We start from the raw sequence: 12,276 nt of genomic DNA on the forward strand, positions 1-12,276 counted from the left end.
GAGGAGGCCGATGAGTTTCATTTTCTCGACCCATCCCCTGCACCGCGACGCCGAGGCCATGCTGAAGGCGGCGGGCGATCTTCGCGTCGCGTCCGCTCCCGATCCCGAGACGCTGCTGCGTGAAGGCGAGGGTGCGGCGATCGTCATCGTGCGCGCGCCGATTCCGCCGGCCTTCTTCGAAGAAACAGCGGCCCTGCGCGCGGCAGTCCGGCACGGCGCGGGGCTCGACATGATACCCTATGACGCGGCCACGGCGGCCGGTGTGCTTATCGCCAACGTGCCGGCCGTCAATGCGCCGACTGTGGCGGAGCATGTCTTCATGGTGACGCTGGCGTTGCTGCGCCGGTTCCGTCCCCTGGACCGAGATCTCAGAAGCAGGGGGTGGGGTGCCGGGCGAGTCCACGCGGACCGAGCACTCGACCTCGCCGGCCGAACCATGGGCATTATCGGCATGGGCAACGTGGGAAAGGCGGTCTTCCGGGTCGCGAAACACGGGTTTGGGCTGGAGATCGTCGCCAACAGCCGCTCGCCCGAAAGCCTGCCTGGCGGTGTGCGATTTCTTTCGGTCGACGATCTGGTTTCGACGGCGGACATCGTCGTTCTCTGTTGCCCGCTCACGCCCGAGACGACGGGGCTTTTGAGCCGCGAGCGGATTGCGCGCATGAAGCCGGGCGCGATCCTCGTCAACGTGGCGCGCGGTCCGGTCGTGGATGACGCAGCATTGATTGAGGCGCTGGAGTTGGGCCGTATCGGCGGCGCTGCCCTTGACGTGTTCTCTGCTCAGCCCCTGCCGCTCGAGCATCCCTACTTCCGGCTGGACAATGTGATCGTCACGCCTCACCTCGCCGGCATCACTGACGAAAGCATGATGCGCATGGGAACAGGCGCTGCGGCCGAAGCGATCCGCATTTTGAGAGGCGAGTTGCCTGTCAGCCTTCGCAACCCTGAGGTCGTCGAACACTATCGGCGACGGTTTCCGGCGTAGAGCAATGGGACTGCGCCCGTTCCAGATGGGACACGCACTCCATGGTCGCGTGAATGACGGGCAAATGGGCGGGAGCCACTAGTAAATGGAGCCGATCTCGTTGTCGCCGATGGCCGGTCAACGGGCGTGGCGCAGGCTCATCCCGCTTCCCCCGTCGAAGAGCACGACCTTTTCCGGATCCCAGGAGAAGCGAACAGACTCCTCGATCTCGAGGTCGGTCTGAGCCGGCACCGTCGCATGCAAGAAGTGGTTGCCTGTGCGAAGGGTGACGATCTTCTCGACGCCATGATTTTCGACGTCGTGCACGCGGGCCTCGCCGGGGGCGCCGCTTTCGAGGAAGAGATCCTCGGGGCGGATGCCGAAGGTGAGTGGCCGTCCGTCAACCGCGGTGTCGAGCGCCGTGTCAAAAGGCAATCGGTAGCCTTGGTCCGCGATGGCCTCATTGCCCGCAACCCTGCCGGAGATCAGGTTCATCGGCGGCGAGCCAACGGCGCGTGCAACGAAAGTGTTGACCGGATTGCGATAGATCTCCTGCGGCGTGCCGGTCTGAACGAGATGGCCGTTGTTGAGTACGCCGATCTTGTCGCCCATCGACATGGCTTCGATCTGATCGTGGGTCACGAAGAGAAAGGTTGCCCCGAGGTTCATCTGCAGGTTCTTGAGCTCGGTGCGGAGCGCCTCGCGAAGTTTGGCATCGAGGGCGGAGAGGGGCTCGTCCATCAGAAAGACGCGCGGCTTGCGCACGATCGCCCGCCCGATGGAAACGCGCTGCATCTCGCCACCCGACAGGCGATCCGTCTTGCGGTCGAGCAGATGCTCGATGCGGAGAGTCTTTGCGACGCGGGCGACACGCTCCTTGATTTCGGCCGGTTCGACACACCGGATGCGAGACTTGAGCGGGAATTCGAGGTTCTCGCGGACCGTGTAGCGGGGGTAAAGCGAATACTGCTGCAGCACAAGTGCCACGTCGCGTTCGGCGGCGCCCCAGTCGGCGACATCCTCGCCATCGATGAAGATCTGTCCGCCCGTCGGCTTATCAAGCCCGGCAATCAGCCTGAGGGTGGTTGTCTTGCCGGCTCCCGTCTCGCCGAGCAGCACGAAAAACTCTCCGTCGGCAATTTCGAAACTGAGATCCTTCAGGGCGGTATGGCCTCCGAAGGTCTTGGTTATGCCTTTGAGTTCGATATGCGCCATCAGAGCCTGATCCCAAAAGATGTGCCGGTCGTGCTGTCAAAGAAATGCGCCTGAGTGGGATTAATTCGGGCCCAGACGGCCTCGCCTGGCCTGGCTACGAAGCCGCTTTTCGTCCTTGCCCGCAGCATCTGGGCACCAACCTGCAGGTCTACGATGTCATGCGAGCCGAGCGGTTCGATGATATGGGCCTCCACGGGCACGAAGCCCTCGCGTGCTTCCCGTGAGACGAGAACCCCTTCAGGTCGCACCCCGAGGGTGATATTGCCGTTTTTGACCCCGGCGGCAGCGAGTTGGGCGGTGAGACTGGATGGAAGATCGAAGGCGGTTGAAGCACCTCCGACCTGGACGCGTGCATGCCCCGCATCCGCGGAAATCGTCACCTCAGCCATGTTCATGACCGGACTCCCCACGAATTGCGCGACAAACATGTTGGCCGGACGAGCGTAAACCTCATGGGGAGTGCCGACTTGCTGCAGAACTCCTTCGTGCATGACGACAATACGGTCGGCGAGTGACATGGCTTCGACCTGGTCATGCGTCACGTAGATCGTGGTCGAGCCCTGTTTGATATGGAGCCGCTTGATTTCGGCGCGCATCTCTTCGCGGAGCTTCGCGTCAAGCGCGCCGATCGGCTCATCCATGAGCATCGCCTTGGGGCGCCGGACGAGTGCCCGGCCGATCGCCACGCGCTGCATGTCGCCGCCTGAAAGAGCGGAGGGCCTTTTTGCGAGCAGGTGGGTGATCTGCAGTGTTTTTGCAACCGCCCGGACCTCGCGCTCGATATCCGCAGGGTTGCCGCGCGTGGCGCGGAGCGGGAAGGCGATATTCTCGAACACCGTCATGTGCGGGTAGAGCGAGAAGGACTGGAACACAAAGGCGATGTCCCGGTGCGATGCCTTCAAGTGCTGCACCGGCCGACCGTCGATGAGGATGTCGCCTTCATCGACCGTTTCGAGCCCGGCGATCGCGCGCAGTGTCGTCGTCTTGCCGCAGCCGGACTGGCCGAGTAGAACGATGAATTCGTTATCGGCTATGGCGAGATTGAGGTTCTTGATGACCTGAACGGCACCAAAGTGCTTTTCGATGCCGCGCAATTCAATCTGCGTCATGGATTCCTGCTCTCGTCAGTTTTCTGTTCCGGCGGGATCTTGGACGTGATCATGAAGGCAATCAGCCCGACTAACGTCATCGTCAGCCCGTAGCGATGGAGGAACAGGTTCCACGGCTGGCATAGCGCGATAATGCCGAATATCATCAGGAACTGTGAGCCTGGCTCGAGATACGTCCGGTTTATGGCACGAAAGGTCATTTGCGGATCGCTCCGAAACTCATGCCGCGCAGGAGATGGTTCCTGAGCAGGAAGGTGAAGATGGCGACCGGTAGCAGGAACAAGAAGGTACCTGCGGCAATGACGGTCCAATCCGGAAGGCCAGAGCCGACCTGGCTCGGGATGAAGGGCGGTGCCGTTTGCGCGCGCCGGTTCGTCATGATCAGCGCAAAAGCATACTCGTTCCACGCTGTGATGAAGCAAAAGACGGCGGTCGCGGCGATGCCCGTGGCGGCCTCAGGCAGCACGATCTTGAAAAAGGCTTGCAGACGCGTGTAGCCGTCGACGAGCGCCGCTTCCTCATACTCCTTCGGAATCTCGTCGATGAAGCCTTTCATCAACCAGACCGAGAAGGAGAGATTGAAGGCGGTGTAGAGGATGATGAGACCCCAATGGGTGTCGTTCAGCCCGACAGCCCGGTACATCAGGAACATTGGGATTGCCACGACCACGGGCGGCAGCATGCGTGTCGATAAGATGAAGAACAACAGGTCCGCTTCGCCCTTCATCTTGAACCGCGAGAAACCGTAGGCTGTGAAGGTACCCATGCTGACGGCGAGCACCGTAGAGGTGATCGCGACGATCAGCGAATTCATGAAGCGGTTGGGGTAACCGGATAGCTGCACCTCTCCGCGCCCCGAGCGCACCACCTTTTCACCCCCGTCGAAGACCAGCCGTTCCCACCATGGTGCGGCGGCATAGTCTTCTGGCTCCGGTGCTGCACGCAGTTGAGAGCGCTTGGTGAAGAGCTTGACGAAGGGCGAGATCTCCGGCTCGAAAATGACGGTCGGCGGGATCGTCGTCGCGAGGTTGCGCGGTTTGAAGGCCGTAGACGTGATCCAGTAGATGGGTGCGAGGAAGAGCAGCGTGATGACAAGTACGGCGGCAATCGCCAGCCGATTTAGCGCGCGCTCGGAGCGAGTTTGGACGGCCGCCATCTCAGCGCTCCTTCACCCTGTTGAGGTATTTGACATAAATGTTGGTGATCGCGAGCACCATGATCAGCACTATGTAGGCGAGCGCGCAGGATCGGCCGGTCTGCCATTCCTGAAACGCCATCTTGTAGAGGCGAATCGAGATCACTTCCGTGGTCGGCTGGCTCGTGAGGATATAGGCGAGGTCGAAAGTCTTGAACGCCTCCATCGTGCGGAAGATGATCGCGATCATGAGGATCGGTGCCACGAGCGGCAGGGTAATGCGGAAGAAGGTGTAGAACGGTCCCGCCCGATCAATCGCCGCCGCCTCGTAAAGGTGCCTCGGTACGGCCGAGAGACCGGCGAGCGAGAGCAGCATCACGAAGGGGGACCACATCCAGATGTCGGTGATGGCGACAGCGTAGAGTGCCATGTCGGGATTCGCCAGCCATTCGAAAGAGCCGAGGCCGAGCGCGTAGTTGATGATGCCGAACGATGGATCATAGAGCAGCTTCCAGAAGAGCCCAACCACCGCCATTGACAGCATCATCGGCAGCAGAAGCAGTGTTGTGATCAGACCCTTGAACGGAATCTCGCGGTTGAGCAGCATCGCCGTGCCGAAACCGACGACAACCTGACCGGTAACCGACACGATCACGTATTTCGCCGTAATGGCGAAGTTCGCCCAGATGAATGGGTCGTTCAGCAGTTCCCGGTAGTTCTGCAGGCCGACGAAGGCGGCCGGAGCGTTCGTCGAAGCACGAAAGTCGGTGAAAGAGTAGCCGAGAGAGTAGATCAACGGGAAGATGTTGAAGACGATCAGGAAAAGGATCGTCGGAATGATGAAGAGATTGCGAATCTTGATGTCGCTCAAGCCCCGCGAAGCCGCGCGCGACTTCGAATCCAGCGATGTCATAACCACGGTGGCCAATGTGCTCCTCCTCCGAGAGCCCAGCGCCGGGCGCACTTGCGCCATTCTGTTGCGCATTTCAGGAGCGCGACGCCGCGTCCGCGCGAGTATCGTTCGGTGCCAAGTTGAAGAAGCGGGAGGGAGCCAGGCCCCTCCCGCGATGTCTTACTCGTTAGTGGCGGCCGTACTTCTTGAAGGTCGCGTTCCAGTCCTTGGCGAGAGCGTCGAGCGCCTCCTTTGCCGTGCCCTGGCCCGCCGTCACATAAGGATAGATGCGTTGATTCATCTGAATCAGCAGCTCGGCATATTCGGGCGTTGCCCAGAAGTCCTTCACCTTGAACATGGTCTCATAGAAGGCCCTGTTGTAGGGCGTCGCGTTTTGGAACTCTTCCGACTCCAGCACCTTGGCGCTTGCCGTGTAACCGCCGAGTTCGGCCCAGCGCTTCTGCGTCTCGTCCTTGATGAACCACTCGAGGAATTTCATCGCCTCTTCCTTGTTTTCGGAATAGGAGACGATGGAAACGCCCTGGCCGCCGAGCGCGGCATACTGGTCGCCATTCGGGCCGGCCGGGTTGGCGAAGAAGCCGGTGACCTTCGCGTTCGGGTTCGATGCTTCATTGACCAGCGCCGGGAAGAAGGCGAAGTAGTTCATGCTCATCGCTGCCAGGTTTTCGGTGATCGCCTGGTTGTTCTCGACGAAGAAGGACTTGGCCCAGCCAGGAGGGGTGAAGCCGTAAAGCTCGCGGTAGGTTTCCAGAGCCTTGACGTTCTTTTCCGAGTTGATGATCCCGTCGACCTTGTAGGTGCTGTAGTCGCCGAGTTCTCCGCCGAAAGAGAAGATGGCGTTCTCTACGCCCATTACGAGACCGTCATAGGAGTTGTCGGTGTAGATCGCGATGCCGTAGCGCTTCTGGTCCGGACGATGGAAGAACTCGGCGATGTCGCGCAACTGCTTCCAATCCTTCGGCGGGGCGAGGTCATAGCCATACTTCGCCTTGAAGGCTTCCATCTCCTTCGGGTCTTCGAACCAGTCCTTGCGATAGGACCAACCGACCGCGTCGCCCTCAGCCGGAATCGACCAGTACTTGCCGGAGTTCGCAGGATACTCCGAGTAGTACTTCACCGTGGCAGGAGCCATCACCTCGTTCAGCTTGTGCTTATTGAAGAACTCGGTGAGGTCGACGTAGTGGCCGGCCTCCGATGCGGCGCCGATCCACTGCGAGTCGCCGACGACCATGTCATAGGCCGAGCCCTTGGCGTTGAATTCGGTGAACGCCTTCGTCTGGAAATCCGCCCAAGGGGTCGTTTCGACCGTGACCTTCACGCCCGTCTCGGCCTCGTATTCGTTGACGAGCTCCTGGAGATAATTGGCCGGATCCCATTCGGCCCAGAAAATCGTCAGTTCTTGCGATTGCGCGGATGTCCCGCTGGCAAACATTAAACTGATACCGGCCAACAAGCCGGCCACTGTCTTGCGCATGATACTTCCTCCCCTTTTGTACACGCCGCCGCCTTCCCGCGGCGGTCCGTCTGTCAAATCCTCCTGATTGGCGCTTCTGCGGGCGGGGTCCTCCTCGACCCAACGTGCGTCGTGCCAGATTTCACGCCTAACGGGTCGCAGCACCAATCTGGTATTACCAAAGCTAGCGAGCGTCAAGGTCCCTGTCTCGTTGTCTAGATCTCAATTCGATGGTGCGCAGCCTGCCATGCCTGCCAAGCAGTTCAATTTACCCATCTTCCCCATCAGCAGCCATACATGTGCATAAGCTAAATTGGTTAAACCAGTTGCGAGGAGAGTGCGCGGTGTCATGCCGCGGTTTGCGCCTCCTGAATCGCCGCCTCGACCAAGGCCGCCGCCGCCCATTCGGCAACGGCTTGCGCGCGTTCGGCTGAGAGCCCCCAGATGTCCTTCAGCACGACCAGCACCTCGACACCGAACACCAGCGAGAGCGCCTGAGCGAGGTGCTCGCGGGCTTCGGAGGACACCTTGCCCTCGAGAGGGGCGGTGACCTGTCGCAGGAGTTCGACGCGGTGGCCGCGCATCAGCTGCGGTTCGTTACCAAGCGTGCCGGCCTGGCGCTGCGCCCATTGGTCAAGCGTAAGCTTCAGTGCCGCCTTGAAGGTTGCCTCGAACTCGTCGATGCGCGGCATGGCGGTCGCGAGAAGATCGGCAATGCGAGTGCGCGCATCGGGCGCTTCGGAGCGCCAGTCGAGGATCGGGCCGAGCGCCTCGTCCACCACCGCATGAACCAGCGCCGCCTGGCTCGGAAAATAACGATACGCGGTGGCGCGCGAAACTTCGGCGGCTTCCGCGACCTCGCTCACCGAGGGCGTGATGCCGGACTGCATCAGCCGCGTCGCGGTTTCCAGCATGAGTTTGCGTGTGCGGGCCCGGGGACCGCGCTCGCTGCGCAAGGGGGATTCACTCTGTTGACGTGAGATATCCATGTCTTTATGATACGCGCATCTCATAAATTTGCAAGAGCCGGCGAACCGGCCGGCATGAGGCGGCAAGTGCTAGGGAGGGCCAGGGCCGCCGGGGAGGAGAGATGAAGCAAATCTACGTCGTCGGCACGGCCGATACGAAGGGGGAGGAGCTCGGTTATCTTGCTTCCTGCATCGAGGCGGCGGGCGGGCGGCCTGTTCTGGTCGATGTCGGCACGCGTCGTCCCACGATTGCGGTCGATATCTCCGCCGAAACCGTGGCGTCCGTGCATCCGGACGGTCCCGCCGCGGTGCTTTCGGGCGACGACCGCGGGACCGCGGTCGCCGCGATGAGCGAGGCGTTCGCGCGTTTTCTTCCCACGCGGGGCGACGTCGCCGGCGTGGTGGGGATCGGTGGCGGCGGCGGGACGTCGATCATTGCTGCCGGCATGCGCAGGTTGCCGCTCGGGCTGCCGAAGGTCATGGTTTCGACGCTCGCTTCCGGTAACGTGGCACCTTATGTCGACGTCTCTGACATCATCATGATGCCGTCGATTACCGATATGGCTGGGCTCAACCGTGTGAGCCGCACGATCCTGCACAACGCGGCCGAAGCGATTACCGCCATGGCTAACCGGCCAGCAAAGGAAACGGCCTCGAAGCCAGCTCTCGGCCTTACCATGTTCGGTGTGACGACGCCCTGTGTGACTGCCATGGTCGAACGACTGAGGGCCGACCATGACTGTGTTGTCTTTCACGCCACTGGCACCGGCGGACGCGCGATGGAGAAGCTTGCAGACAGCGGTCTTCTTTCGGGTGTGCTCGACATCACCACCACGGAGGTCTGCGATCTTCTCTTCGGTGGCGTGCTGCCGGCTACGGAGGATCGTTTCGGCGCAATTGCGCGCACCGAATTGCCCTATGTCGGTTCGGTCGGAGCATTGGATATGGTGAATTTCTGGGCACCCGACACGGTGCCGAAGCGTTATGCCGGCCGGATCTTCTACCGCCACAACCCCAACGTCACGCTCATGCGCACAACGGCGGAGGAGTGCGCCGCGATCGGAAGGTGGATTGGCGCAAAGCTGAACCTCTGCAAGGGCCCACTCCGGTTCCTGATCCCGGAGAGAGGCGTGTCGGCGCTCGATATTGAGGGCGGCGCCTTCTTCGATCCTGCGGCGGATGCGGCGCTTTTCGAGGCACTGGAAGCCACCGTCGAAACAACCGACGCGCGCCGCATCGAATGGCTTCCGCTCCACATCAACGATCCGCAGTTCGCCGAGGCCGCAGTCGCCGCCTACCGAGACATCGCCAACCCCTGAAAGAGACGCCGATGCCAGCAATCCCCCGCAAGACCATTCTTGAAAAGTTCCACGGCATGATCGCCGCCGGCAAGCCGATCATCGGCGGCGGGGCCGGCACAGGGATTTCGGCCAAGGCCGAGGAGGCGGGCGGCATCGACCTCATCATCATCTATAACTCCGGCCGTTACCGCATGGCGGGCCGCGGTTCGGCGGCCGGTCTGCTCGCCTATGGAAACGCCAATGAGATCGTCAAGGATATGGCCCTGGAGGTGCTGCCGGTCGTGAAGGCGACACCGGTACTCGCCGGCGTAAATGGCACCGACCCATTCGTGTTCATGCCGCAGTTTCTCGCGAACCTAAAAGCTATGGGCTTTTCCGGCGTACAGAATTTCCCGACCATTGGCCTCTTCGACGGGCGGATCCGGCAGAGCTTCGAGGAGACCGGCATGGGCTACGGTCTCGAGGTGGACATGATCGCCGAAGCCCACCGGCTCGACCTGCTGACGACGCCCTATGTCTTCAACGAGGAAGAAGCGATTGCGATGACCAAGGCCGGTGCAGACATCATCGTCGCTCATATGGGCGTTACTACGGGAGGCGCGATCGGCGCCACGTCCGCGGTGTCGCTCGACGACTGCGTGAGCGAAATCGACGCGATAGCGGCGGCCGCACGTTCGGTACGGAAGGACGTCATCGTGCTTTGCCACGGGGGACCGATTTCGATGCCGGAGGATGCACGCTACATCCTGGATCGTTGCCCAGCCTGCAATGGCTTTTATGGCGCAAGTTCCATGGAACGCCTGCCGGCCGAGGTGGCGATCCGCAAGCAGACGGAAGACTTCAAGGCGCTTGCCATCAGTACGGTGGTCTGAAGCGAGCAAGATGCGGGAGGAGGCCGCGGCATGGCGAAGGACAAATATTTTCTCTATCCGAAGGATGTCGACAGCTTCGGCTTCGACTGGGGCCGCCTCGCACTGACGGTCGCGCCGGAGGTGAACGGGGCCGAGCGCTTCTCGGGTGGTGTGGTGGACTTGCCGAGCGGTGAGGGGCATGCGCGTCACAATCATCCCGGCTCTGAGGAGATCATCTTCGTCATCTCGGGCGAGGGCGAACAAATGGTGGAGGACGAGAACGGCAATCCGGTGACGCAGAAGGTCGGGCCGGGTTGCACGGTCTATGTACCGGAAAGCCGGTACCACTCGACGAAGAACACGGGACCCGGGCCGATGCAACTGTTTGTCGTCTATTCGCCGGCCGGCCCCGAGCGTGCGCTTCGCGGCCTGCCGGATTTCCGATTAATCCCGGCTGGTGCCTGAGGCGCGCGGCAACGGCTTTTAGGAGAAAACCGTGAACATCAGTCCAAGCGAAGCGCGGGCGGTGGAACCGCCTTTCGATGCGGCTAAACTCGACAGGCTTATGGAGGAGGCGGGCATCGACGTGCTGCTCGCCACCTCCAAGCACAATACGCAGTACCTGCTCGGTGGCTACAAGTTCATCTTCTTCGCCGCAATGGATGCGATCGGCCACAGCCGTTATCTGCCGATCGTCGTTTATGAGAAGGGCTCACCCGACCACTCAGCCTATGTTGGCAACCGCATGGAAGGGGGAGAACACCAGAACAAGCCCTTCTGGACACCCAACGTGCTTACGGCGACCTGGGGCACGCTCGATGCGGCAGAACTTGCCGTCGAGCACCTGGAGAAGATCGGCAAGGCGGGTGCTCGCATCGGCATCGAGCCGCCGTTCCTGCCTTCCGATGCGCGGGACCTGTTGGCTTCTCGCCTAGAAGAAGCGCGCTTCGTGGATGCGACGTATACGCTGGAGCGACTACGCGCAATCAAGACACCGCAGGAGCTTCAAAAACTCAAGCTTGCCTCCGAACTGATAACCGATTCCATGCTCGCTACCATCGCGGCGGCACGGGAGGGATCCACGAAGGGCGAGATCATCGAACGCCTCAGGCGGGAGGAGACCAATCGCGGGCTCCACTTCGAATATTGCCTGCTGACCCTCGGCGCCAGTCACAACCGCGCCGCCTCGCCGCAGGCGTGGGCGAAGGGCGAGGTGCTTTCAATCGATTCCGGTGGCAACTATCACGGCTATATCGGTGACCTTTGCCGCATGGGCGTTCTCGGCGAGCCCGATTCAGAGCTTGAGGACCTGCTGGCTGAAGTGGAGGCGATCCAGCAGGCCGCCTTCGCCAGGATCAGGGCCGGCGCTTTCGGCCGCGAGATGATCGCTGCGGCCGAAGCGGTTTTGAAAAGCTTGCCTTCGGCCTCTTTTACCGACTTCTTCTGCCACGGCATGGGTCTCATCAGCCACGAAGCACCCTTCCTGATGACCAACCACCCGGTCGCCTATGAAGGCGTGGACGCGGATCGGCCTCTGGAGGCAGGCATGGTCATTTCCGTCGAGACGACGATGCTTCACCCGAAGCGCGGTTTCATCAAGCTCGAGGATACGCTCGCCGTCACGAGTGACGGATACGAGATGTTCGGCAACAGAGGGCGCGGCTGGAATCACGGGGCGGCATAGCGGGCGGGCAACCTCCCGCGGCAAGACGAAGCCCGGCACGATCGTGTGCCGGGCTCGCAGTCTTATTTATTGTGGTAGATTTCGGTGCCGAGAACCTTAAGGCACTCCCGCATGAAGGCAGCAAGGGCCGTCCAGCCCTTTGCCGATACCATCGTGCCGTCGACATAGGCTTCGGTGGGGGAGAGGTCGATATAGGTGCCGCCGGCCAGCGTAACTTCCGGCTCGCAGGCGCCGAGAGCGCCGACCTTCCTGCCGCGCACGACACCGTCGACGGCAATCAGAATTTGCACGCCGTGGCAGATCGTAAAGATCGGCTTCTGCTTTTCGTGGAAGTGCCGCACGATCGCCTGCACGCGTTTGTCTGTGCGGATGTATTCCGGACCACGGCCGCCGGCGCAGTAAACGGCGTGATACTCGTCGAGTTGAGTTTCTGCTTCCGCGAATGTTTTGTTAATGACGACATTATGGCCGAGTTTCTCGGTGTAGGTCTGGTCGCCTTCGAAGTCGTGCAGGGACGTGCGCAGGATGTCGCCGGCCTTCTTGTCCGGGCAGACGATATGGACGGTATGACCGACGGCCTCCATGGCCTGCTGGAAGACGAAGATTTCGTATTCTTCGGTGAAATCACCGGTAAGCATGAGAATTTTCTTGCCTGGCATGTTTTCTCCTCCTCTGCCGCGGAC

At 61.3% G+C, this 12,276-nt stretch carries 13 protein-coding genes; 5 read left to right on the top strand and 8 right to left on the bottom strand.

Annotated elements, in window-relative coordinates; genetic code table 11:
- Nucleotides 1-10: 10 nt before the first annotated feature.
- Nucleotides 11-985 carry an NAD(P)-dependent oxidoreductase gene (locus tag CO656_RS10500; RefSeq protein ID WP_097525706.1) on the top strand — a complete coding sequence of 325 codons (975 nt, stop codon included), beginning with the start codon at nucleotides 11-13 and terminating at the stop codon, nucleotides 983-985.
- Between the two features lie 117 nt (nucleotides 986-1,102).
- Here the strand turns inward: CO656_RS10500 and CO656_RS10505 are convergent, their stop codons facing one another.
- The 7 genes from CO656_RS10505 to CO656_RS10535 form a co-directional block, all read right to left on the bottom strand.
- Nucleotides 1,103-2,179, bottom strand: coding sequence for an ABC transporter ATP-binding protein (locus tag CO656_RS10505; RefSeq protein ID WP_097525707.1), 1,077 nt, complete (start codon nucleotides 2,177-2,179; stop codon nucleotides 1,103-1,105).
- A complete protein-coding gene (locus CO656_RS10510) occupies nucleotides 2,179-3,288 on the bottom strand; it encodes an ABC transporter ATP-binding protein (RefSeq protein ID WP_097525708.1) in 1,110 nt (369 codons plus the stop codon). Before CO656_RS10510 ends, CO656_RS10505 begins: the two co-directional genes overlap by 1 nt.
- Nucleotides 3,285-3,488, bottom strand: coding sequence for a hypothetical protein (locus CO656_RS10515; RefSeq protein ID WP_097525709.1), 204 nt, complete (start codon nucleotides 3,486-3,488; stop codon nucleotides 3,285-3,287). The genes CO656_RS10510 and CO656_RS10515 overlap by 4 nt, the downstream gene beginning before the upstream one ends.
- Nucleotides 3,485-4,444 carry a carbohydrate ABC transporter permease gene (locus tag CO656_RS10520; protein WP_097525710.1) on the bottom strand — a complete coding sequence of 320 codons (960 nt, stop codon included), beginning with the start codon at nucleotides 4,442-4,444 and terminating at the stop codon, nucleotides 3,485-3,487. The genes CO656_RS10515 and CO656_RS10520 overlap by 4 nt, the downstream gene beginning before the upstream one ends.
- Nucleotide 4,445: 1 nt before the next feature.
- Nucleotides 4,446-5,351 carry a sugar ABC transporter permease gene (locus tag CO656_RS10525; RefSeq protein ID WP_097525711.1) on the bottom strand — a complete coding sequence of 302 codons (906 nt, stop codon included), beginning with the start codon at nucleotides 5,349-5,351 and terminating at the stop codon, nucleotides 4,446-4,448.
- A 151-nt stretch (nucleotides 5,352-5,502) separates the two neighbouring features.
- The gene (locus CO656_RS10530) at nucleotides 5,503-6,810 is read right to left on the bottom strand and encodes an extracellular solute-binding protein (protein WP_097525712.1); all 1,308 of its coding nucleotides are present in this window, start codon (nucleotides 6,808-6,810) and stop codon (nucleotides 5,503-5,505) included.
- 326 nt (nucleotides 6,811-7,136) lie between these two features.
- A complete protein-coding gene (locus CO656_RS10535) occupies nucleotides 7,137-7,778 on the bottom strand; it encodes a TetR/AcrR family transcriptional regulator (RefSeq protein WP_179864741.1) in 642 nt (213 codons plus the stop codon).
- 101 nt (nucleotides 7,779-7,879) lie between these two features.
- On the opposite strand from CO656_RS10535, the gene CO656_RS10540 reads away from it, so the two are divergent.
- The 4 genes from CO656_RS10540 to CO656_RS10555 are packed head-to-tail and all read left to right on the top strand — an operon-like array spanning nucleotide 7,880 to nucleotide 11,593.
- Nucleotides 7,880-9,076 (top strand): Tm-1-like ATP-binding domain-containing protein, encoded by a 1,197-nt coding sequence (locus CO656_RS10540; RefSeq protein WP_097525714.1) that lies wholly within the window; start codon nucleotides 7,880-7,882, stop codon nucleotides 9,074-9,076.
- An 11-nt stretch (nucleotides 9,077-9,087) separates the two neighbouring features.
- Nucleotides 9,088-9,930 (top strand): phosphoenolpyruvate hydrolase family protein, encoded by an 843-nt coding sequence (locus CO656_RS10545; protein ID WP_097525715.1) that lies wholly within the window; start codon nucleotides 9,088-9,090, stop codon nucleotides 9,928-9,930.
- Nucleotides 9,931-9,960: 30 nt separating this feature from the next.
- Entirely contained in the window at nucleotides 9,961-10,374 is a 414-nt protein-coding gene (locus CO656_RS10550) for a cupin domain-containing protein (protein ID WP_097525716.1), read from the top strand.
- A 31-nt stretch (nucleotides 10,375-10,405) separates the two neighbouring features.
- Nucleotides 10,406-11,593 (top strand): Xaa-Pro peptidase family protein, encoded by a 1,188-nt coding sequence (locus tag CO656_RS10555; RefSeq protein WP_097525717.1) that lies wholly within the window; start codon nucleotides 10,406-10,408, stop codon nucleotides 11,591-11,593.
- Between the two features lie 62 nt (nucleotides 11,594-11,655).
- Here CO656_RS10555 and CO656_RS10560 read toward each other — a convergent pair whose 3' ends face one another.
- Complete coding sequence (locus tag CO656_RS10560) at nucleotides 11,656-12,252, bottom strand: DJ-1/PfpI family protein (protein ID WP_097525718.1); 597 nt, start codon at nucleotides 12,250-12,252, stop codon at nucleotides 11,656-11,658.
- Between the last annotated feature and the right edge of the window lie 24 nt (nucleotides 12,253-12,276).

The sequence above is a fragment of the Sinorhizobium sp. FG01 genome (assembly GCF_002531875.1).
GTDB lineage: Bacteria > Pseudomonadota > Alphaproteobacteria > Rhizobiales > Rhizobiaceae > Sinorhizobium > Sinorhizobium fredii_C.